This window comes from Saccharospirillum sp. ABV4_185 (assembly GCF_056159245.1).
In genome coordinates this window covers 1,148,368-1,168,791 of sequence record NZ_JBSWUW010000001.1, presented here as the reverse complement: position 1 = coordinate 1,168,791, position 20,424 = coordinate 1,148,368, and the positions used below count along the sequence as shown (strand labels likewise).

22 protein-coding genes are annotated in these 20,424 nt (G+C 55.6%); 17 read left to right on the top strand and 5 right to left on the bottom strand.

The genetic code is table 11. From position 1 onward, the window contains the following. The first annotated feature begins 9 nt into the window (after positions 1–9). The 9 genes from ACXAE6_RS05325 (at position 10) to ACXAE6_RS05285 (ending at position 8,172) form a co-directional block, all read left to right on the top strand. Positions 10–864 carry an ABC transporter permease gene (locus ACXAE6_RS05325; RefSeq protein WP_475145418.1) on the top strand — a complete coding sequence of 285 codons (855 nt, stop codon included), beginning with the start codon at positions 10–12 and terminating at the stop codon, positions 862–864. 1 nt (position 865) lies between these two features. Then, positions 866–1,684: an ABC transporter permease gene (locus ACXAE6_RS05320; protein ID WP_475145416.1), complete on the top strand. Its 819-nt coding sequence runs from the start codon at positions 866–868 to the stop codon at positions 1,682–1,684. Beyond that, positions 1,681–2,382 (top strand): aspartate/glutamate racemase family protein, encoded by a 702-nt coding sequence (locus ACXAE6_RS05315; RefSeq protein ID WP_475145412.1) that lies wholly within the window; start codon positions 1,681–1,683, stop codon positions 2,380–2,382. Before ACXAE6_RS05320 ends, ACXAE6_RS05315 begins: the two co-directional genes overlap by 4 nt. A gap of 89 nt (positions 2,383–2,471) precedes the next feature. Then, complete coding sequence (gmk, locus tag ACXAE6_RS05310; RefSeq protein WP_475145409.1) at positions 2,472–3,125, top strand: guanylate kinase; 654 nt, start codon at positions 2,472–2,474, stop codon at positions 3,123–3,125. Positions 3,126–3,221: 96 nt separating this feature from the next. Next, positions 3,222–3,458, top strand: coding sequence for a DNA-directed RNA polymerase subunit omega (gene rpoZ, locus ACXAE6_RS05305; protein ID WP_392797759.1), 237 nt, complete (start codon positions 3,222–3,224; stop codon positions 3,456–3,458). Between the two features lie 118 nt (positions 3,459–3,576). After that, complete coding sequence (gene spoT, locus ACXAE6_RS05300) at positions 3,577–5,688, top strand: bifunctional GTP diphosphokinase/guanosine-3',5'-bis pyrophosphate 3'-pyrophosphohydrolase (RefSeq protein WP_475145404.1); 2,112 nt, start codon at positions 3,577–3,579, stop codon at positions 5,686–5,688. Between the two features lie 60 nt (positions 5,689–5,748). Beyond that, entirely contained in the window at positions 5,749–6,615 is an 867-nt protein-coding gene (gene speE / locus ACXAE6_RS05295) for a polyamine aminopropyltransferase (RefSeq protein ID WP_475145400.1), read from the top strand. Positions 6,616–6,738: 123 nt separating this feature from the next. Next, on the top strand, positions 6,739–7,248 hold the full coding sequence (locus ACXAE6_RS05290; protein ID WP_475145397.1) for a disulfide bond formation protein B: 510 nt from the start codon (positions 6,739–6,741) through the stop codon (positions 7,246–7,248). Between the two features lie 51 nt (positions 7,249–7,299). After that, positions 7,300–8,172 carry a pirin family protein gene (locus ACXAE6_RS05285; RefSeq protein ID WP_475145395.1) on the top strand — a complete coding sequence of 291 codons (873 nt, stop codon included), beginning with the start codon at positions 7,300–7,302 and terminating at the stop codon, positions 8,170–8,172. A 3-nt stretch (positions 8,173–8,175) separates the two neighbouring features. Here ACXAE6_RS05285 and ACXAE6_RS05280 read toward each other — a convergent pair whose 3' ends face one another. Then, entirely contained in the window at positions 8,176–9,261 is a 1,086-nt protein-coding gene (locus ACXAE6_RS05280; RefSeq protein WP_475145394.1) for a GGDEF domain-containing protein, read from the bottom strand. Positions 9,262–9,548: 287 nt separating this feature from the next. Between ACXAE6_RS05280 and ACXAE6_RS05275 the strand changes: the two genes are divergently transcribed. The 3 genes from ACXAE6_RS05275 (at position 9,549) to ACXAE6_RS05265 (ending at position 12,235) form a co-directional block, all read left to right on the top strand. Further along, entirely contained in the window at positions 9,549–10,778 is a 1,230-nt protein-coding gene (locus ACXAE6_RS05275) for a hypothetical protein (protein ID WP_475145391.1), read from the top strand. 265 nt (positions 10,779–11,043) lie between these two features. Continuing rightward, positions 11,044–11,697, top strand: coding sequence for a hypothetical protein (locus tag ACXAE6_RS05270; protein WP_475145389.1), 654 nt, complete (start codon positions 11,044–11,046; stop codon positions 11,695–11,697). 4 nt (positions 11,698–11,701) lie between these two features. Then, complete coding sequence (locus tag ACXAE6_RS05265) at positions 11,702–12,235, top strand: GNAT family N-acetyltransferase (protein ID WP_475145387.1); 534 nt, start codon at positions 11,702–11,704, stop codon at positions 12,233–12,235. A 16-nt stretch (positions 12,236–12,251) separates the two neighbouring features. On the opposite strand, the gene ACXAE6_RS05260 is transcribed toward ACXAE6_RS05265, so the two are convergent. Continuing rightward, positions 12,252–12,746 carry a MarR family winged helix-turn-helix transcriptional regulator gene (locus tag ACXAE6_RS05260; RefSeq protein WP_475145385.1) on the bottom strand — a complete coding sequence of 165 codons (495 nt, stop codon included), beginning with the start codon at positions 12,744–12,746 and terminating at the stop codon, positions 12,252–12,254. 295 nt (positions 12,747–13,041) lie between these two features. Here ACXAE6_RS05260 and ectA point away from each other — a divergent pair, with 295 nt between their 5' ends. The 5 genes from ectA to ACXAE6_RS05235 all read left to right on the top strand — a co-directional run bounded on the left by ectA (position 13,042) and on the right by ACXAE6_RS05235 (position 17,892). After that, positions 13,042–13,527, top strand: coding sequence for a diaminobutyrate acetyltransferase (gene ectA / locus ACXAE6_RS05255; protein ID WP_475145383.1), 486 nt, complete (start codon positions 13,042–13,044; stop codon positions 13,525–13,527). A gap of 48 nt (positions 13,528–13,575) precedes the next feature. Beyond that, positions 13,576–14,853, top strand: a complete 1,278-nt coding sequence (ectB, locus tag ACXAE6_RS05250; protein ID WP_475145381.1) for a diaminobutyrate--2-oxoglutarate transaminase — start codon at positions 13,576–13,578, stop codon at positions 14,851–14,853. A gap of 103 nt (positions 14,854–14,956) precedes the next feature. Next, on the top strand, positions 14,957–15,355 hold the full coding sequence (locus ACXAE6_RS05245) for an ectoine synthase (protein WP_475145379.1): 399 nt from the start codon (positions 14,957–14,959) through the stop codon (positions 15,353–15,355). A gap of 201 nt (positions 15,356–15,556) precedes the next feature. Further along, complete coding sequence (locus ACXAE6_RS05240; RefSeq protein WP_475145377.1) at positions 15,557–16,993, top strand: aspartate kinase; 1,437 nt, start codon at positions 15,557–15,559, stop codon at positions 16,991–16,993. Beyond that, a complete protein-coding gene (locus ACXAE6_RS05235; RefSeq protein WP_475145375.1) occupies positions 16,981–17,892 on the top strand; it encodes a TPR end-of-group domain-containing protein in 912 nt (303 codons plus the stop codon). Before ACXAE6_RS05240 ends, ACXAE6_RS05235 begins: the two co-directional genes overlap by 13 nt. On the opposite strand, the gene ACXAE6_RS05230 is transcribed toward ACXAE6_RS05235, so the two are convergent. The 3 genes from ACXAE6_RS05230 to argB form a co-directional block, all read right to left on the bottom strand. Continuing rightward, positions 17,889–18,839, bottom strand: coding sequence for a GGDEF domain-containing protein (locus ACXAE6_RS05230; RefSeq protein ID WP_475145373.1), 951 nt, complete (start codon positions 18,837–18,839; stop codon positions 17,889–17,891). The two genes, ACXAE6_RS05235 and ACXAE6_RS05230, sit on opposite strands and share 4 nt — an antisense overlap. A 71-nt stretch (positions 18,840–18,910) precedes the next feature. Continuing rightward, complete coding sequence (gene slmA, locus ACXAE6_RS05225; RefSeq protein WP_392797802.1) at positions 18,911–19,516, bottom strand: nucleoid occlusion factor SlmA; 606 nt, start codon at positions 19,514–19,516, stop codon at positions 18,911–18,913. Then, positions 19,513–20,421, bottom strand: a complete 909-nt coding sequence (gene argB / locus ACXAE6_RS05220; RefSeq protein ID WP_475145371.1) for an acetylglutamate kinase — start codon at positions 20,419–20,421, stop codon at positions 19,513–19,515. Before argB ends, slmA begins: the two co-directional genes overlap by 4 nt. Between the last annotated feature and the right edge of the window lie 3 nt (positions 20,422–20,424).

Genomic DNA, 20,424 nt, shown 5'->3' with positions numbered 1-20,424 from the left:
GATAAGGCTATGTCGGCAACCAAAAATCTGCACGCCTATTGGCAGGCTTCACCACTGACGCTGGTGCTGTTGGCCTTTCTGGTGTTTCCGATCATCGTTATCGGTATCGTCAGTTTCTGGAACTACAACGCCTACTCGCTGATTCCCGATTTTATCTTTGATAATTACGCTTACTTGCTGACCTCACCAGTCACGCTGAAGGCTTATATCAATACCTTTCAGTTTGCGTTTTTAGCCTGGTTTTTCACCCTGGCGATTGGTTTTACCGTGGCTTATTTTCTGGCCTTTCATATTCATTCGGTGAAGGCGCAGACGATCTGTTTTCTGATCTGCACGGTGCCGTTTTTTACCTCCAATATCATCCGCATGATTTCCTGGATTCCGTTGCTTGGCCGCAACGGTTTGGTGAATTCTTCGTTAATGTCGGCGGGCATTATCGACCAGCCGCTGACCTTTTTGCTGTACAGCGATTTCGCCGTGGTGCTGGCCTATGTGCATCTGTACAGCCTCTTTATGGTGGTGCCGATTTTCAATTCGATGATGCGCATCGATCGCAGCCTGGTTGAAGCCGCTGTCGATGCCGGTGCCAATGCCTTTCAGGTGCTGCGCGATGTGATCGTGCCGCTGTCGAAGTCCGGCATTATCGTCGGCAGTATTTTTGTCATGACGCTGGTGATGGGCGATTTCGTCACGGTGAAAATCATGGGCGGCGGCATTACCGCCAACGTTGGCATGATGATCTACAACGAGATTTCCTTGCTGCAATATCCGGCGGCTGCCGCCGGTGCTGTGGTGTTGCTGGCGACGGTGTTGATGATGCTGGTGATCCTCTTTCGTCTGGTCGATATCCGCAAGGAGCTGTGACATGAAACGATCGCTCAGTTTTTATCTGCTCGCGGCTTTTTTCGGACTCTTCGTGCTGTTTCTGTACGGCCCGACGCTGACCATTGCGATCCTTTCTTTCCAGGGCCCGGACGGCGGTCTGACCTTCCCGATGCGCGGCGTTTCGCTGCATTGGTTTGGTCAGTTATTTCAGGCCCAGGCGGTGGGTAATTTCGGTACTGCCTTAACGCGTTCCTTGTTGCTGGGACTTGCGGTGATGATCTGCACGGTGGTGTTTTCATTACTCGCCGGTCTGGCGTTTCGCAAGCGTTTTAAAGGCAGCAGCGTGCTGTTTTATCTGACCCTCGCCAGCCTGATTATTCCGTCCATTCTGATCAGCCTGGGCATCGGCTTGATGTTTGATCGACTGGAGTGGACGCCGGCCTGGTTCAGCTCCGGTTTCGGCTCCCACCTGACCTGGACGCTGCCTTTTGGCCTGCTGATTATGTTTGCGGTGTTTAATCGTTTCGATGCCAGTTATGAGATGGCTTCGGCCGATTTAGGCGCCTCGCACTGGCAGACCTTCCGCTACATCTTATTGCCCTTGTTGGCGCCAAGTCTGCTCGGCGTGGCGCTGTTTGGTTTTACCCTCAGCTACGACGAATTCGCGCGCACGCTGATGACCTCGGGCAGTTTTAATACGCTGCCGCTGGAACTCTTTGCCATGACCACCAACGTTACCAGCCCGGTGCTTTATGCACTGGGGACGCTGACCACGGTGATTTCGCTGAGTGCCATTGGTTTGATTTTGCTGGTGATGCGTTTGGCGCAGCGCCAACCCAAGGCGACGTCCGAATCATGACCATTGCCGTGATCAACCCCAATGCCTCGGTTGCCATGACCGAGTTGATTGAACGCGAATGCCATGGCCTGGACGGTTTGCGTCAGCCGTTGAACATTTATCGCTGTGAGCAGTCGCCCCCCAGTATTGAAGGTTACAGCGACGGCGCTCAGGCGGCCTTTTGGGTGGCCGAGACGGTGCGTCAGTTGGAAACGCTGGATGAACCTCCCGCGGCTTATGTGATCGCCTGTTTCGATGACACCGGCCTTGATGCAGCGCGCGAACTGACGCGCTCGCCGGTGCTCGGCATTGGCGAAGCGGCGATGCAGGCCGCCAGTCTGGTGGGTAATCGTTTTACTGTCCTCACCAGTCTGGAGCGCTCCATTCCGATTCTTAGCCGCAACCTTCGCCACTACGGTTATAGCGACCGCTGTGCCGGTGTTTATGCCTCGAACGTTTCGGTTCTGGCGCTGGAAGCCGACCCGACCAGTTACGATCAGGTGCTCGAACGCGCCTGGTTGGCGCTGGAGCAAAGCCGAGGTGAGACGCTGGTGTTGGGCTGTGCCGGCATGAGCGGCTGGGTGACGCGGCTGCAAAAAGACGTCGGTGTGCCGGTGATCGATGGCGTGCGCATCGCCGTGGTGGTGGCCGATGCTTTGGCGAGTCTGGGCCTGCAAACCAGCAAGTCGCTGGGTTATGCCTTTCCCGAAACCAAGTAGCTGCATGGGCGGTTGTCCTCTGGCCTGTTACTGACTGGCAAACCTTCTATAATGCCGGCCATTCTTGCCAAGCCGACCAGGATCATCCGATGACTCTCAGCATCCCGCCCGAACTCGTTCCCAAAGCCGCCAGCGGTACGCTTTACATCGTCTCGGCGCCGTCGGGTGCGGGCAAAAGCAGCCTGGTTAATGCGCTGATCAAGCGCTTGCCGTTCGTCTACCTGTCGATTTCACACACCACGCGCGGCATGCGTCCGGGCGAAACCGATGGCGAGCATTATCACTTTGTGTCGAGCGATGAGTTTCTCGCCATGGTCGGGCGCGGTGAGTTTCTGGAACACGCTCAGGTATTCGATAACTACTACGGCACCAGCCAGGTCTGGGTGCAGCAGCAGTTGGACGATGGCCATGATGTGATTCTGGAAATCGACTGGCAGGGCGCGCAACAGATTCGCCAGCAGATGCCCAAGACGCAGGGCATTTTTATTATGCCGCCGTCGCGTGAGGCGTTGCAGGAGCGGCTGGAAAAACGCGCTCAGGACAGCGCGGAAGTCATCGCCCGGCGCATGCGCGATGCCACCAACGAGATGTCGCACTACCACGAATACGATTACGTGACGGTGAACGACGACTTCTACAAAGCGCTCGATGAGCTCTGCGCCATTTTTATCGCCAATCGCCAGACGCTGGAAAAACAGCAGGAGTCACACGGCATGCTGTTCGAACACCTGTTGAATGACTGAGGTGGGAGCAGTGCTTGTGGTTTTGGCTAAAGTCCGTACAATTCGCCGGCTCGAAAGATTGCTCGAACCCCATTTCCGCTCGCTGAGGAGACTCTGATGGCTCGTGTCACTGTTGAAGATTGCCTGGAAAACGTGGCCAACCGCTTTGAATTGATCATGGTGGCCAGCAAGCGTGCTCGTCAGCTTGCCAATGACGGTGCCGACGCACTGGTACCGGAAGAAAATGACAAGCCGACCGTCATCGCGCTGCGTGAAATCGCTGAACAGAAGATCAATCCGGCTGCCATTCTGGCCGAAGGCAAAGAAGACGATCTCGACGTCGATTTCGGCTGATCCTATCGTCAGACTTTTGCTTGATCGTTAAAAAACCGGGCCTGTCCCGGTTTTTTTATTGCTGCGCCACCCGCATTGATTACACTTAAAGTCAGTAACCACTAGGAATGCCGCCGCCTTGCTCACTGTTGATGCCTTAGCCAAACGGCTTGAGAGCTATCTGGAACCGGATAACATTCGTCGTATCCGGCGGGCGTATTTTTATGCCGAGCAGGCGCACGAAGGCCAGATGCGCCGCAGTGGCGAGCGCTACATCACCCATCCGCTGGCCGTCGCCAATATCCTCTGTGAAATGCACATGGACCATCAGAGCCTGATGGCCGCCATGCTGCACGATGTCATCGAAGACACCGCCGTCTCCAAAGAAGCACTGGCTGAACAGTTTGGCCCGGGCGTGGCTGAGCTGGTCGATGGTGTGTCCAAGCTGACTCACCTGGAATTCGAAACCAAAAAAGAAGAGCAGGCCGAGAACTTCCAGAAAATGGTGCTGGCGATGTCGAAAGACATCCGCGTCATCCTGGTGAAATTGGCCGACCGGCTGCACAACATGCGCACCCTGGGTGCGATGCCGCCAGAGAAAAAACGCCGCAAAGCGCGGGAAACGCTCGACATCTATGCGCCCATCGCGCTGCGCCTGGGCATTAACGATTTGCGCATCGAGCTGGAAAACCTGGCTTTTGAATCGCTCTATCCGTTGCGTGCCCAGCGCATTGCCACGGCCATCAAAAAGAGTCGCGGCAACCGCAAGGAGCTGGTCGGGCAGATTCGTCAGGCGCTGGCCGAACGGCTGTCGACGGAAGGTCTGGAAGTGCAGGTGATCGGTCGCGAGAAGCATCTGTTTTCCATCTACAACAAGATGAAAGACCAGAAGAAGACGTTGCAGGAAATTCTCGACGTCTATGGTTTTCGCATCATCACCCAGTCGGTCGATGCCTGTTACCGCACCCTGGGCGTGGTGCATAACTTCTATAAGCCGGTGCCGAACCGTTTCAAGGATTACATCGCCATTCCCAAAGCGAACGGTTACCAGAGCCTGCATACGACCTTGATTGGCATGAACGGTGTGCCCATCGAAATCCAAATCCGCACTCAGGAAATGGAAGACATGGCCAACCACGGTATTGCTGCCCACTGGTTGTATAAGAACGAAGACAGTTCCGACAACAGCCCGACGCATGCCCGCGCCCGTCGCTGGGTGAAGGGTTTGCTGGAGATGCAGGAGCGCGCCGGCAACCCGGTGGAATTTATCGAGAACGTGAAGATCGATCTGTTCCCGGACGAGATTTACGTGTTCACGCCCAAAGGCAAAATTCTCGAAGTGCCTAAGGGCGCGACGGCGGTCGACTTCGCCTATGCGGTGCACACCGATATCGGCAATGCTTGTGTCGGCTGTCTGGTCAACCGGCAGATTGCGCCGCTGAGCCAACCGCTGAACAGCGGCGATACCATTAAGATCATCACCGCCCCGGGCGCGCGGCCGAATCCGGCCTGGCTGAATTTTGTCATCACCGCCAAGGCGCGTTCCAACATCCGTCACTTCCTCAAGAATCTGAAAAAGCAGGACTCCATCGAGCTGGGTCGCAAGCTGCTGAATAATTCTTTGCGCAATTTCGAGACCGAGCTGGAGGCGCTTTCGGATGCCAGTATTCAGTCTTTGCTGCAGGAATATCAGCTGTCGAAGCTCGATGATTTGCTGGAAGACATCGGTCTGGGCAATCGCGTGGCCTATGTGGTGGCGCGCCGTCTGCTCAACGATTGCGCCGAAACCTCCGAAGCCAGCACCGATAAAGCCATGACCGTCAGCGGCACCGAAGGTATGTTGGTGACCTACGCCAAATGCTGCCGGCCGATTCCGGGCGATCCGATTGTCGGGCTGATCAGCAAGGGCAAAGGCATGGTGATTCATACCGAGCAGTGCCGCAATATTGTCGAGATGCGCAAAGACCCGGATCGCTGTATGCACCTGCGCTGGGATAAATCGATGGAAGGCGAATTTGTCGTCGACCTGAGAGTGGAAATGCGCAACAGCCGAGGCGTGTTAGCCGGCGTTGCTAATGCGGTGTCTCAGGCGGATGCCAATATTGAGAGCATCGAGATGCAGGATCGCGATGCCACCACCAGCCGACTCAATCTCACCGTTTCGGTCACCAGTCGTCAGCATCTGGCGCGGGTGATTCGTCGGCTGCATGGCTTGCCGGCGGTCGGTTCCATCGAACGGGTGCAGGGTTAAGGCTGCATTCCTAGCGTCACCTGCGCTAAGCTCTGCGCATCTTAATCAAGGGATGCGTTCATGCCCGAATTTCCAACCTCCACAAGCTGGTTCACCGAAGTCTGGTCCGCCGAAGGCTCCGCTTTTTCGCTGGAAGTGACCGAAAAACTGCACGAAGAAACCAGCGAGTTTCAGCACATCGAAATCTATCAGACCCGCTATTGGGGCAAGCTGATGGTGCTTGATGGCTGCTATATGGTCACCGATCGCGATAATTTTCTGTACCACGAAATGCTCACCCATCCGGCGCTCTATACCCATCCGAATCCGAAAAAAGTGCTGATTATTGGCGGTGGCGATTGCGGTACTTTGCGCGAAGTCTTGCGTCACCCGGACGTTGAGCAGGTTTGGCAGGTGGAGATCGATGAACGTGTCACCCGCCTGGCCGAGCAGTATTTCCCGGCGCTGTGTGAAGCCAATAACGATCCGCGCGCCAGCCTGTTGTTTGAAGACGGCATCGCCTGGATTCGCAATTGCGAGCCGGGCGAGCTGGATTTGATTATTGTTGATTCCACCGATCCGGTCGGCCCCGCTGCGGGCCTGTTTAACCGCGAATTTTTCGGCCATTGTCTGCGCGCTTTGGGTAAGGATGGCTTGTTGGTGCAACAAAGTGAAAGTCCGCTGTTTCATACTGAATCGCTGATTCGAGAAATGCGTTCTGAGCTGTCGGCTGCCGGTTTGGTGAACCAACTGACGCTGCCGTTCCCGCAGCCGATTTATCCGTCCGGCTGGTGGAGTTGCACCCTGGCCAGCGCCGGTTTGGATGTTCGTCAGTTCCGCACCGAGGCGGCCCAAAACAAGCCGTTTGCCACCCGCTATTACAATGCCGGCGTGCACAGCGGTGTCTTGAATCCGCCGGAGTTTATGAAGGCGCTGGATTCGGATTAGGGAGCCTTGTGCGAGTTGTTCAGAGGCTCCTTAGGTCATTTTCTGGTAAAACCCTGACACGGATGCGACCGGCCTTGTTGGCAGGCCGCTAGAATGGCGCCTTTGCTGCATTTTGGAGTCGTTATGATCGATCGTCTTGCTCGTTTTATGGCTTCGCGCTGGTATTGGTTGGGTTTGATGGCGCTCGCCCTGGTGCTCGAAGGCGTTGCCTTGTTTTATCAGCACGTCTTGAACGAACCCCCCTGCGTGATTTGCATCCATGCCCGTTTGTGGGTGTTGGGTATTTTGCTGGCCGGCGGTTTGGGCATGGCGTTGCGACAGCATTGGTGGGGCCAGGTACTGGCGCAGTCGGTGTTGATCATCAGCTTGCTTGGCTTGCTGGAACGTTCCTGGGTGGGGGTGCAGATTGAGCGCGGTATCTATGAGGGTGCCTGCGGCATGGATCCGGGTTTTCCGGCTTGGTTACCGCTCGACGACTGGTTTCCCAACCTGCTGCAAGTCTGGACCATGTGCGGTTATTCGCCAGTGATGCCGTTCGGTCTGACCATGGTAGAGACCCTGACCTATGGTTCTGTGCTGGGATTGTTACTGGCCGGTCTGGGCCTGGTGGTGATGGTGATTCGCCGTCGCTGATTGTCTAGGCTAATTCGGACAGCGTTGCCGGCTTAAGTTTTGGAGAGGCGAATGAGCACCCCTATTGAAACCACCATAGCGCCACGCGACCAATCCTTGATGGGGTTGCCCATTCGTCGTCTGTTGCCCTGGCGCGGGCAACGGCATTGTGGACCTTTTGTATTTCTCGATCATATGGGGCCGCACACTCTGGCGCCGGGCGAAGGTCTGGATGTGCCGCCGCATCCGCATATTGGTTTGTCGACACTGACCTGGTTGTTCAGCGGCGAACTGGTGCATCGTGATTCACTGGGCAGCCTGCAAACCATTCGTCCCGGTGAAGTGAATTGGATGACCGCCGGACGCGGCATTGTGCACTCCGAACGCAGCCCGGACAGCGAGCGTGACGGCGAATCTCATATCGAGGGTTTGCAGTTCTGGGTGGCGCAACCGCAACACACTGAAGCCGGCGAGCCGCGTTTTGAGCATTATTCGGATGCAGAACTGCCAGCCTGGCAAAGCGATAACGCCAGCTGGGTTCTGGTTGCCGGTCAATGGCATCAACATCGTTCTCCAGTGCAGACCGATTCCGAACTGGTGCTGTTGGATGTGCGTACGACCGCCACCGGAACGCTGGAGTTAACCGACCTGGATGAAGACTGGGAATGGGGTATTTACCCCCTGTCGGGTGCGCTGCACTGGCAGGATGTGGAGCTGGCGCTGCGTCATCTGGGCGTGACCAATCAGCCGGCGACGTTGCGTTGGGAGGCGGGCAGTCACTTTGTGTTGTTTGGTGGCAGGACGCTCGGTGAACGTCGCATCGACTGGAACTTCGTTGCCTCCGATGAAACGTTGATCCGGCAGGCCCGCCAGGATTGGCAGGCGCATAAGTTTCCAGACGTGCCGGGCGATGATGGCTATGTGCCTTACCCTGGCAGCGAGTAACACTCAGCCCGAGCGTACGCAGTTGCGGCCGGCTTGCTTGGCTTTGTAGAGCGCCTTGTCGGCGCGTTGAATGGCATCCTCTGGCGAATGGGCATGGCGATTGTCGCTGACGCCAAACGACGCCGAAATACTCACCTTCTTGGCGCTGCCGGTATTACCGCGATGACGCTTGCCGTCTTTCGACGAACTGGGTCGGTCGGACTTGCGCACCATCAGCGGATAGTCTGCGATGCGTTCGCGCAGCTCATCCAGAATGGGCGTGGCTTCTTCACGCGTCATACCGCGAAACACCAAGGTGAATTCCTCGCCGCCATAGCGAAACACCCGCACGGGCAGACGGTGCTTGGACAGGATGCTGGCAACAACCCGCAGCACCTGATCGCCGGTTTCGTGGCCCCAGGTATCGTTAAACGATTTGAAATGATCGACATCGGCCATGGCAATGGCATAGCGCCGGCCGAGCGTGCGCAACGACTGACTCAAAGCGCGGCGGTTGGGAATGTTGGTCAGTGCATCGCGGTAAGCGACTGAATAAGCATCGGTCAGAATGGTGGCGCCGATGACAATCGCCAGCGCAATCCAGACAAAGGAGGTTGCCTGCTCGCCCTGCCAGCTCAGCACCGCTGTCAGCAGTACACCCAGGCCGTGCCAGGGCCAACTGGCGGAGGGTTTGAGTACAAAGCGGAACAGGGCCGACAGCGCCGACAAAAAAATCAGCGTCAGAATGATTGGCGAAATATCGACGATGGCCAGAGGTTGTGGCCAGCGGCTTTGCGGCCATTGCTGCCAAGCGGCGGGTAATAAAGGCAACCAGGGCCAGAGCGCTATGATCAGCAGCATTAATAAAGGCAGCCAACTGCCGGTCAATCGCAAGGGTTTATCGGGTCGCCAGAACGCCCATAACCAGGCCAGCCAGACGGCTAGAGCCGGGCCGGGTTCGATCACGGCTTCCTGACTCAGGCAGACGGTCATCAACACCAGCAGCAGCGTTAACCAGGCGGTGCGATGAAACACCATGGCCAGCACAGCGGTAGCGAGCAAGACCCAAACGGCGGGCGACAGCGTCATGCCATCAAAGTATGACAGCACGGCCGAAGACATCCGATACAGCGGGCTTTCAGACAAAGGAGACCTCGAAATCAATCAGTGATTCTGGTTGTTAATAAGCCACCACACAGCTTGCTATCAGTCGGATCTGAGCGCTGGCCGGTGAACCAGAAGTTGGGCATAGCAAAGCATAGATTGATCGTCATGTCAGCGACTGTAACCGCAGCTGTTTGGTTGTTATTCAGCCACCAACTTTAAGCTGCAAGACAGTGTCAGTGAGCGACGCTAGACTGGCGCCACTAAATTTAAAGATCGCAGGAGTCGTGCGAATGACAGCAAAACAAATGACCTGGGCAACGATGGCCCTCGCCCTGGCAGTGCAACCAGCGCTTGCCGACAGTGACACCCTGGAAGCCGACTGGCTGTACTTGACCACTCAAGGCAGCTGGATTGAACGTTCGGCTGAATTGAATCAGGCCCGGGAAACCTTGCCCTTGCCGGTCGCCGATTTATCCGCGTCGGCTTTCTGGTGGCAGGCTGACGACAGCAATTTGCTGCTCAGCTGGCAAACGCCGCAGTCCAGTGATTGGCTGACCGAGGGTGAGTTGGTTCAGGTGGATGACTGGTCTGGATCCTGGGCGGTAGAGCGGGTATCGGCGTCCAATCTGGTGCTGTCACAAGATGGCGTGCAACGTGCGTTGCCGGAGGATCAGTGGTATCGACTCAGCTGGTTGGCGGGTCAGGATGGCAATGATGTCTTTGAGTTGACCGTGCAACAGCAAGCAGCGACCCGCAATGCCTTCCGTTACGCCTGGTTCGACGGCAGCCTGGGTGCCGAAGTTCGTTACAGTTTGGATCTGGAAGCAGCCCGTCCCACCCTGCGTCAGCAACTCGTGCTGCATAACAACAGCGATTACAGCGTTACTGCGCCCGGCTACAGCTTTGCGCAAAATCGATCTCAGGGCCGCATGATGCTGGCGCGCAGTGAAAGCATGGCCATGTCCGATATGGCTGTCGCAGCGCCTAAAGCCGGTGACAGTGCTGGTCAGGCAACGTTGCAATCTGATCAGCCAGTGCAACTGCCTGCTGGCAGTCACGCCTGGTTGTCAGTGCAGGAGACCGAGCTGAGCGCTATTCGTCACCACTATCGTTTTGCCTGGAATACCCGTCAGACAGGTACCTTGCCGGGCCAGTGGTCGCTGACTTTGATCTCTGAAGATGATCTGCCATCAATTGGTGGTCCGGTGCAGGTGGCGGTCTGGGACCAGCAGGTGGCCTTGCTCGAAACTCAATATCAGCCGCAGCAGTCGACGCGCTCTGAATTGGCGCTGGGCGCCTCTGATATGATGACGTTGGCTACCGAAACGCTCGGTTCCAGTGAATGGGAATTAGTGCTGACCAACCGCAACAGCCGCAGCGCAGAAGCGATTCTCGATCTGTCGCACTGGAATAATGACAGCAATGCCGAAGCGGGCTTCAGCCTGTCGGTTCCGGCGCAGAGCACGCAACGTTTGCAAGTGCGCTTGAATAACGGCCAGTTGTCGGTACGGCCGTTGTAGTTAAATAACAGCGTTAAATAACAGAGTTAAATGATTGAATAGTTAAATGGGGCGGCGGGTGCCTCCAGGTCGAGCCTGGCGGCAGCCTGCCCAGCCGCCCACTATGGGGGGTTGCCCCCAGCACAGGTGAAGTCGGGTGATAGGCCCCAACTTCGAACTCCACCTTAGACCAAGAGGCTGTTCTTGAAAGCGCTTCTTACAAAAAGGCACAGCCGGTTACCCATTGCAAAATGTGGCTACGAACTGCAATGAAGGTGGCAGCCAGGTGAGCAATTATCATCTTTGGGGCAGCATCAGCTCGGTGCTGTTTGCGCTGACGGTTTACGGTCTTTGGATCCAATTAAATAAGATTCGGCAGCGTCGTCGCGAGCGACATTTCCCCGCCACCGATCAATTATCGGTGAACCAATTCTTCTCCAGTTACGTGGCCTTTTACGGCAATTTTTTGTTTGGTCTGGCGGTGCCGGTGCTGAACCACTATCTGGTTTGGACGCGGCTGGCAGCGCTGTTGTTGATTCTGAATATTCTGTTTTGGATCTGGTGGGAGCGGCGCACGCGCTGGTCGTTTGCAGCCTTGATGGTTGGTGAGCTGTTACTGCTGGCCGGATTGTCGGTGTTTTTTATCCGGCCACTACCCGCCCTGCTCAGCTTGGCCAATACGGTGATAGTGGTCATGACGGTGGTGCTGGTACAGGGCACTGTTCAGCAGATGGTGGTGGTGTTGCGGGCGCGTTCCGCCGGTGTTTTATCTCGCCGTATGTTGTTGTTCACGCTCACCAAAGATGCTTCCACCCTGGTATTTGCGCTGACCATGCCACTGACTCAGAGCTGGCCTTTGCTGGTGCTTAATGGTGCCAGCATCATCACGCGCGGAGCCTTGTTTCTGCTGGTGCTGCGCGCCTATCGGATAAAAGGATAACGCCATGCAAACGTTGCATACCGAACGCTGTCTGATCAGCCCCTACTCGGCGCGCGATCTGGAAGGCCATCGGGCCATCTATCATTCTGCGGCGGTGCGGCGGCATCTGTCCTGGACAGCCGCGCCTGAACTCGACCAATTGCGCGAGCTCTATATCGAGCGAGCCAAGCGCTGGCAGGCACATACCGCGGGATCGGGTGCCTTCAGCGTGCGCTTGCACGGCAGTGATGACTATGTCGGCTTGTTATTGCTCAAAGCCATGCCCTACGGCGACGGTGAGTTTTCTGAGCGCCTGGAGATTGGCTGGCACCTGGCGGAACCTTATTGGGGCAAAGGGCTGGCGACGGAAGCGGCGCAGGCATTGCTGAATTATGGCTTTGAGGTGCTTAAGTTGGAGACCATCTGGGCCGTGGCTGTTCCGGACAACAAGGCATCGCTGGCGGTGATGGAACGGCTCGGCATGCGTTATGTGGAAACCACAGATCGGTATTACGGTGAGGAAGGGATACTGTATTCAATCAGTCGGGCGGCCGACTAGCAGCGGGCCGCCTGACTCAGTTTTGGCCGGTATTGCTGTAGTGGTGAGTTACATCGCCAACATGCAGCACCGGCGCTGCATCGATATCTGTGGCTTGCATCAATTCCGCCAGTTTCTGCAGCGATGACAGAATCATCGTCTGCTCCCATTCCGGCAGCGTATCAAAGCGTGCGACGAAGCTTTCCTGCAGCGGGCTCGGCGCATCTTCAACGATCTTCAGACCTTCATCGGTCAGCTTGGCGTGTACCCGGCGGCGATCCACATCGCTGCGCACACGCTGCACCAGACCGCGTTTTTCCAGTCGATCAAGAATGGTAGTGACCGTCGCCTGAGACAGATTCACGTCTTTGGCCACGGTGCCAATGGTGACATCACCGAGCTTGTCGATGGCCATCAGGATCAGCAGCTGCGGCGATGTCAGGCCGCTGTGCTTACTCAACTTCTTAGAATGAATATCGGTGGCGCGAATAATTCGACGCAGCGACACCAGAACCTCATCCACCCGTTTCATTGTCTGATCCTTTACCACTGGGGTGCTGTCCCCCATGAGGGCGAGATTGTATCTCATATGAAAAGGTTCGTCCTCTAATGAAACATTTTAGAAACCTAAATTAGGTTAGCCTCTAGTCTAGCCGGAATTCAAGAAATATTTTAGTGTGCTAAAGAAGTTGGTGGCACAGTGAGCGCCTAAGCTTGCATTGAGTCCCTAATTTTGTGTTAAAATGCTTCGCATACTAAAGATTAGACAAAGAATTAAAGTAACGAGAGGGCCTAATCGGCTCTACAGCGAGGTCTGAAGCAAGGTCATGAACATCACGTTGCGACCAGCAGTATCGGAAGACGGCTCGGCCGTTCATCAATTGGTGGCCAGTAGTCCGCCCCTGGATACCAACTCTATGTACTGCAATCTGTTGCAGGCCAGTCACTTTGGTGAGACCGCGGTGGCGGCAGAGATGGATGGCGAACTGGTCGGCTTTGTTTCCGGCTATATCAAGCCGGGTACCACGGACACCTATTTTTTGTGGCAGGTCGTGGTTGGTGAGGCTGCGCGCGGCCAGGGTCTGGCCAAGCGCATGATCCAGTCGTTGATGGATCGTCCGGCGATGCAGGCGGTGACTTTCCTGGAAACCACCATCACCCCGGATAACGAACCGTCACAGCGCTTGTTTAAGGCCTTGGCGCGCGATTGGGATGCGGGTCTGGAAGTCGACGTGCTGTTCGACAAAGAGCGTCATTTTGGCGGCCAGCACGAAAGCGAAGAACTCTATCGGATAGGCCCTATTCGCCACTAAGGCCAGGGTCATCTTTAACTGTTTATTACCCCAAGGGGAGAAACCACCATGGAAATTTTCGAACAACTCGAATCTCAGGTCCGTTCATACAGCCGCAGCTTTCCGACCGTGTTCACCACGGCTAAGAATGCGCGTCTGAAAAACCGCGAAGGCACCTCCTATATCGATTTTCTGGCCGGTGCCGGTACGCTGAACTATGGCCACAACAACGATCTGCTGAAGCAGCCGTTGATCGACTACATCCAAGCCGATGGTGTCACCCACGGTCTGGATATGTTCACCGATGCCAAAGAGCGCTTTCTGCAGGCCTTTAACGACATCATCCTGAAACCGCGCGATCTGGACTATAAAGTACAGTTTACCGGCCCGACCGGTACCAATGCGGTCGAAGTAGCGTTGAAGATTGCCCGTAAGGCGAAAGGCCGCAGCGGTATTGTTTCGTTCACCAACGGTTATCACGGTTGCACCCTGGGTGCTCAGGCCGCGACCGGTAATAAAGGCCAGCGTGGCGGTGCCGGGGTGGCACTGACTGACGTCACCCGTATTCCTTACGATGGCTACGGTGAAGACGGCGACGACTTTATGGGTCTGAAACTGCTCGACCAGTTGCTGACCGACCCGGGCAGTGGTGTGGAAACGCCGGCCGGTGTCATCGTTGAGACCGTTCAGGGCGAAGGCGGCTTGAACGCTGCTCGTATGGAATGGTTGAAAGAACTGGAAAGCATCTGCCGCAAACACGACATGCTGCTGATCGTCGATGACATCCAGGCAGGCTGCGGTCGTACCGGTACCTTCTTCAGCTTCGAGCCGGCCGGTATCAAGCCGGACGTGGTCACGCTGTCCAAATCGCTGAGCGGTTATGGTCTGCCGTTTGCCGTCACTTTGATGCGTCCGGAGCTGGACCAATGGAAGCCGGGTGAGCACAACGGTACGTTCCGCGGCAATAACCTGGCGTTCGTAACAGCCCGGGTCGCGCTGGAAGAATACTGGAAAGACAACCGCTTCGAGCAGCAAATCGCCGAGCGCGCCCAACTGATTGAGCAGCGCTTTAATGGCCTGGCCAAGCGTTTTGGTGAAGGCGTTATTACCGTCAAAGGCCGTGGCATGATGCGTGGTATGGCGGTGCCGGATGGCGAAACCGCTGAACGTATTTGCCGCGAAGCTTTCTCCAACGGTCTGATTGTGGAAACCAGTGGCGCCTATGACGAAGTCGTTAAATGCCTGTGCCCGCTGACCATTCCGCTTGAAGACCTCAAGCAGGGCCTCGATATCCTGGAAAACGCCTTTGCCAAGGTGCTGCCGGAACTGAAAGCCAAGGCCAGCTAAAGCGAAATCAGCACAGGGTGTGCATGTCCCGCTCGATTATGGGCGGGCTTTTTTACACCTCGAATTAGTCGACAAGTTGTTAACAGTTAAGAGAGGAAAGCAAATGATCGTTCGTACTTTGGATGAGTGCAGCAACTCCGAACGCAAGGTCAGTTCCGAGACCTGGAACAGCGTACGCATGTCACTGAAAGACGATGGTATGGGCTTCTCGTTCCACATCACCACCATCTATGCCAATACCGAAACGCCGATTCATTACAAGAATCATCTGGAGACGGTTTATTGCATCTCGGGTGAAGGCTCGATCCTCGATAAGGCGACTGGTATTGAGCACGACATCAAGCCGGGAACCATCTATATTCTCGACAAAAACGACGACCATATTTTGAAAGCCAAGAGCGAACTGAAATTGGCCTGTGCCTTTAATCCGCCGTTGAACGGTAAGGAAACGCATGGTCCGGACGGTGCTTATCCGTTGGAAGCTGAAGAAGTGACCGACTGAGCAGGTCAGGCGAAGGCTCTGCGCGAGCCTTCGTCGTTCCCGAGAGCGGTTTCGAGCGGTGGGTGATGACAGCCAGCGCCCGAAGCCGGTTTCGGCAAAGCGTTCTTTGCGGTAACAGCAAATCACAATCAAAGCAGGTCCAAAGCCGCACCGGCTCGCCGCCGGTCGCTAAGCCTTGGAGCCGAAGGAGGTAACACCCCCATGGCGAACCATACGGTCGAAAAAATCGGCGGTACGTCGATGAGTGACTACAAAGCGGTCCGGGACAACATCGTCCAGGTAGACCGCGATCCGGCCGACTTATATCAGCGCATCTTTGTGGTGTCGGCGTACGGCGGCATCACCAACCATCTGTTGGAGCATAAAAAATCCAAGGAACCGGGCGTTTATGCACTTTTTGCCAACAACGATTCCGATTGGCAGTGGAGTGAGCGCCTCACGGACGCCGCCAAGGCGATGCGTGAAGTGAATGCCGAGATGTTTGACTTGCCGCATTCACGTAAGCAGGCCGACCAGTTTATTACCGAGCGCATGGAAGGCATTCGTTCGTGCCTGCTCGACTTGCAGCGCGTCTGTTCTTACGGTCATTTCCAGATTGAAGAACACCTGGCGACCGTGCGTGAAATGCTCGCCGGTGTTGGTGAAGCGCACTCCGCTTTTAACACCGCTTTGTTGTTGCAGGCTGAAGGCATTAACGCCCGCTTTGTCGATCTGACTGGCTGGCGTGAACCGGACAATCAGATGATGGATGAGAAAATTCATCGCATCTTCAGCAAGTTCGATCTGAGCCAGGAAATGCCGATCGTCACCGGTTACACCCAGTGCAAAGAAGGTTTGATGAAAACTTTCGATCGTGGCTACAGCGAAATCACCTTCTCGAAAATTGCTGAGCTGACGGACGCGCGCGAAGCGGTGATTCATAAGGAATATCACCTTTCAACCGCTGACCCGAAAGTGGTGGGTGCCGACAAGGTGATGCCGATTGGTCGTACCAACTACGATGTGGCTGACCAGTTGTCGTTGATTGGTATGGAAGCGATCCACCCCAAAGCGGCCAAAGGTTTGCGTCAGAAAGGCATCGCGCTGCGGGTGAAAAACACCTTCGAGCCGTATCACGATGGCACCCTGATCACCAACGATTACCGCAGTGAACAACCGGCGGTCGAAATCGTTGCCGGCAAGCCGCACATCTTTGCCATTGATGTCTTCGATCAGGACATCGTCGGCGAGCCGAACCACATTCTGGAAATCCAGAAACTGGTGCAGGATTTCGACGTACCGCTGTTGGCCAAAGAGCATAACGCGAACACCGTGACGCTCTATCTGGATACCGGTTTGAAAGTGGTTAAGCGCATCAAGTCACGACTGGAGCGCTACTATCCGGGTGCCGATATTTCCAGCCGCAAGGTGGCCATGGTGTCGGTAATTGGTAGCGATATGAATGTGCCAGGCATTCTGGCCAAGCTGAGTAACGCCTTGGCCGATAACAAGATCAGTGTTCTTGCCATTCACCAAGGCATGCGTCAGGTTGACATCCGCGTGGTCGTGGAAGACGATCAATACGAAGCCGCACTGCGAATTTTGCACGGCTCTTTGATCGAACCCGCGAAACAGGATAAAGCCGAATGCGTAGCCTGATTGGGCTGATGCTGGTAATGCTGCTCACCCCGGCCTGGGGTGAGCAGTCTGACAACGCTCCCACCGCCTCTGACCTTTATAGCGACAACGATGTCGCCCAGACCATCGAGAATCTCGATGAGCCGATGTATAACCCCTTTATCGAACGTTATCTGCTCGATGAAGTGCGGTCGTTGCGTCAGGAGATGATGAATTTCCGCGTTGAGTATTCCGACAAACTCAACGCCAAACAGCTGGAACTGGCGACTCAGTCGGTCACCTATTCCATCGACACTATTACCTATTTCTTCTATTTGATCGCCGGTGTGTCATCACTGCTGGTGGTGGTCGGTTACGCCAACATTCGCGATATTAAAGAAAAAGCCCACACCTATGCCGATCGAGAAGTCACCAAGCTGGTGTCGTCTTATGAAAAACGGCTAAAGGCGTTGGAGCAAAACCTCAAGGAAAAAACTCAGGTTATTGAGGAAAACCGCGAAGAAATTGAGAAGACCAACGAGATTCATTCGTTGTGGTTACGTGCCAGTCAGGAAACCAGCGCGCAGAGCAAAATTCAGATCTACGATCAGATTCTGACGCTGCGACCTTTCGATACCGAAGCCCTGACTTATAAAGCCGATGCTGCTCTGGAATTGGATGAAACTAAATGGGCGATCAGTCTCAGTGAGCAGGCATTGGATATCGATCCGGAACACGCTCATGCTTACTACCAGATGGCGTGCGCCTACGCTCAGCAAAGTGACGTGAAAGTGGCGCTGGAGTATCTGGAGAAAGCCATCGGGCTGGCGCCGTCTTATCGCGACGAAGCGCGGACCGATGCGTCCTTTAAAGGTCTGCGCCGACTGAAGGATTTCAAAGCGCTGACCGAGGTCGACGACGATACTTCAACCAACAGCTAAAGCTCGCCGCACACCTGATTACGACCCGCGTACTTGGCCATCGCCAGACGCTGGTCGGTTTTGAAGATCAATTGTTCCAGCGACAAACCGGGTTCCCAACTCATCACGCCAGCGCTTAACGTTAGTGAGCGCTTGATGCCGTCGACACGACTTTCGGTAAAGCGTTGGCGCAGACGGTTGATGGTATTCACCGCATCTTCAACATTGGTTTCCGGCAACAACACCATAAATTCTTCTTCGCCATAGCGGGCGCTGATATCGGCGTCACGCAGATCATCACGAATTAAATCCGCGAGTGAACACAGCACCCGATCGGCCGCTTGGTGTCCGTAGGTATCGTTGACGCTCTTGAAGTGATCCAGGTCGATTAACGCCAGCGAAAACGTATTGCCATAACGTTTGGCCTGAGCGTTGAGGCGATCGAGTTGCTCAAGCATAAAGCGGCGGTTGTGCAGGCCGGTGAGAGGGTCGCGCACCCGGGCATCGTCGAGCGCAGCTTGCTGTGCCTGGAAGTTGGCCTCCAGGCGCTTTTCGGCACTGATATCTTTGACAATTACCAGCACCTGCCGGCAATCGGCCAGCATCACCGGCAGCATGGTTAGTCGTATCCAGTGTGGCTCACCTTCACGTCGTAACTGCCAGGCTTGTTGCTGCGTTTGTTGAGTGTTGAGCACGTTGAGGATCAGTTCGCCAGCATCAAAGGCGCCGTCATCCAGTTCAAATAAGTCGCCTGGCTTGGGCATGGGTTCGCCCTTGACGGGCTGATGGCCGAGCAGTTTTTCGGTGGTATCGTTCCAGGCGAGCACAGACTGATCGGCGTCGAGCAGCAGATAACCGCTGTCGGTGGCGTCGAATAATTCGGCGTAGTGACGCACCAAACCTTTAAAGAAGGCATCGCGTTCGCCGTCAGTGGGCAGCGTTTGGTAGTGGCTGATCCAGGCGTCCATGAAGTGCGATTTTTGTTGGGTGTGCCGGGAGTATAGCTGAAGCGTAAATCAGTCCCAATCTCTGTTCGGATTCATGCCTTGCGAAAAACGGCTTCAACCGCAACACGCCATTGCGGCGTCCAGTCATCGGTGGGTTTGCGGCGGAATTCGCTGCGCACAAATTGATTGATACGTCCTTCTGCCAGCGCCAGCATAAAGTTAGCCGCTTGCGACGCCGTCAGCGTCGATTTCAAACCTTCGCGAATTTCTGCTTCGCGGATGATTTGTTTCAATTGCGTTTCCAGTCGATCAAATACCTGGGCCACGCGCGATCGCAATCGTTCAACTTCACCGGCCAATGCATCACCAATCAGAATACGGCACATGCCCGGATTGCGTTCGGCAAAGGCCAGTAACAGCGTCAGCAAAGCTTCGCACTGAGGAATGGCGTTGCGTTCTTCTTCGAGGATGCGGCTGACGCGGGAAAACAGCGTGTCTTCGATAAACTCGATCAATCCTTCAAACATCTTCGCCTTGCTCGGGAAGTGTCGGTACAACGCCGCTTCGGAAACGCCGACCACCTTGGCCAGGCGCGCTGTGGTGATCGGCTGGCCCGGACTGGTTTCCAGCATGTGGGCCAGGGCTTGCAGGATCTGGTCGCGGCGCGACAGTGATTCGGTAGGCAAGGTAGCGGTCATTGGGCGTCCGTCTGGTTGCTGATCAAAGTACCCACGCCGCGATGCGAGAAAATTTCCAGCAAGGTGGCATGGGCGACACGGCCATCGATGATATGCGCACTGGTGACGCCGGCGGCAATGGCGTCGAGCGCGCAACGGATTTTGGGCAGCATGCCGCCGTGAATGGTGCCATCGGCGATCAGGGCATCGACTTGAGCGGTATCCAGCCCGGTCAGAACCTTGCCTTCTTTGTCCTGAAGACCGGCGATGTTGGTCAATAGAATGAGCTTTTCTGCACCCAGCACTTCGGCCAGTTTGCCCGCGACCAGGTCCGCATTGATGTTGTAAGAAGCACCATCAGAACCAACGCCAATGGGGGCGACGACCGGGATATAACCGCCATCGGTCATCAGCCGGATCAGACGGGTATCGACTTTTTCCACTTCACCGACATGACCGATGTCGATGATCTCGGATTTTTGCAGATCGGGCGTGCGCCGAGTGACTTTTAACTGCCGCGCCTGAATGGTATGGCCGTCTTTGCCGGTAATGCCGAACGCCTGGCCGCCCGCCTGGTTGATCAGGTTAACGATCTCTTTATTGACCAGACCGCCGAGCACCATTTCGACCACATCCATGGTTTCGCTGGTGGTGACCCTCATGCCCGACTCAAAGCGGCTTTCTATATTCAGTCGCTGCAGCAGGTCACCGATTTGCGGACCGCCGCCATGCACCACCACCGGGTTAATGCCGACGGTTTTCAGCAGCACGATGTCACGCGCAAAGCTGGCTTTTAAGGTCTCGTCGACCATGGCGTTGCCGCCGTATTTGATCACCACCGTCGCTCCCTGGAAGCGCTGCAGATAGGGCAGAGCCTCGTGCAGGACGTTAACGAAATTCAAAGCGGTGGTGCGATCAACAGACATGAA

Excerpts from the sequence above, each read along its gene's own strand:
- ACXAE6_RS05325 (WP_475145418.1), top strand. The coding sequence starts at position 10 with ATGTCGGCAACCAAAAATCTGCACGCCTATTGGCAGGCTTCACCACTG.
- ACXAE6_RS05320 (WP_475145416.1), top strand. The coding sequence starts at position 866 with ATGAAACGATCGCTCAGTTTTTATCTGCTCGCGGCTTTTTTCGGACTC.
- ACXAE6_RS05315 (WP_475145412.1), top strand. The coding sequence starts at position 1,681 with ATGACCATTGCCGTGATCAACCCCAATGCCTCGGTTGCCATGACCGAG.
- gmk (WP_475145409.1), top strand. The coding sequence starts at position 2,472 with ATGACTCTCAGCATCCCGCCCGAACTCGTTCCCAAAGCCGCCAGCGGT.
- rpoZ (WP_392797759.1), top strand. The coding sequence starts at position 3,222 with ATGGCTCGTGTCACTGTTGAAGATTGCCTGGAAAACGTGGCCAACCGC.
- speE (WP_475145400.1), top strand. The coding sequence starts at position 5,749 with ATGCCCGAATTTCCAACCTCCACAAGCTGGTTCACCGAAGTCTGGTCC.
- ACXAE6_RS05290 (WP_475145397.1), top strand. The coding sequence starts at position 6,739 with ATGATCGATCGTCTTGCTCGTTTTATGGCTTCGCGCTGGTATTGGTTG.
- ACXAE6_RS05285 (WP_475145395.1), top strand. The coding sequence starts at position 7,300 with ATGAGCACCCCTATTGAAACCACCATAGCGCCACGCGACCAATCCTTG.
- ACXAE6_RS05275 (WP_475145391.1), top strand. The coding sequence starts at position 9,549 with ATGACAGCAAAACAAATGACCTGGGCAACGATGGCCCTCGCCCTGGCA.
- ACXAE6_RS05265 (WP_475145387.1), top strand. The coding sequence starts at position 11,702 with ATGCAAACGTTGCATACCGAACGCTGTCTGATCAGCCCCTACTCGGCG.
- ACXAE6_RS05260 (WP_475145385.1), bottom strand. The coding sequence starts at position 12,746 with ATGAAACGGGTGGATGAGGTTCTGGTGTCGCTGCGTCGAATTATTCGC.
- ectA (WP_475145383.1), top strand. The coding sequence starts at position 13,042 with ATGAACATCACGTTGCGACCAGCAGTATCGGAAGACGGCTCGGCCGTT.
- ectB (WP_475145381.1), top strand. The coding sequence starts at position 13,576 with ATGGAAATTTTCGAACAACTCGAATCTCAGGTCCGTTCATACAGCCGC.
- ACXAE6_RS05245 (WP_475145379.1), top strand. The coding sequence starts at position 14,957 with ATGATCGTTCGTACTTTGGATGAGTGCAGCAACTCCGAACGCAAGGTC.
- ACXAE6_RS05240 (WP_475145377.1), top strand. The coding sequence starts at position 15,557 with ATGGCGAACCATACGGTCGAAAAAATCGGCGGTACGTCGATGAGTGAC.
- ACXAE6_RS05235 (WP_475145375.1), top strand. The coding sequence starts at position 16,981 with ATGCGTAGCCTGATTGGGCTGATGCTGGTAATGCTGCTCACCCCGGCC.
- ACXAE6_RS05230 (WP_475145373.1), bottom strand. The coding sequence starts at position 18,839 with ATGGACGCCTGGATCAGCCACTACCAAACGCTGCCCACTGACGGCGAA.
- slmA (WP_392797802.1), bottom strand. The coding sequence starts at position 19,516 with ATGACCGCTACCTTGCCTACCGAATCACTGTCGCGCCGCGACCAGATC.
- argB (WP_475145371.1), bottom strand. The coding sequence starts at position 20,421 with ATGTCTGTTGATCGCACCACCGCTTTGAATTTCGTTAACGTCCTGCAC.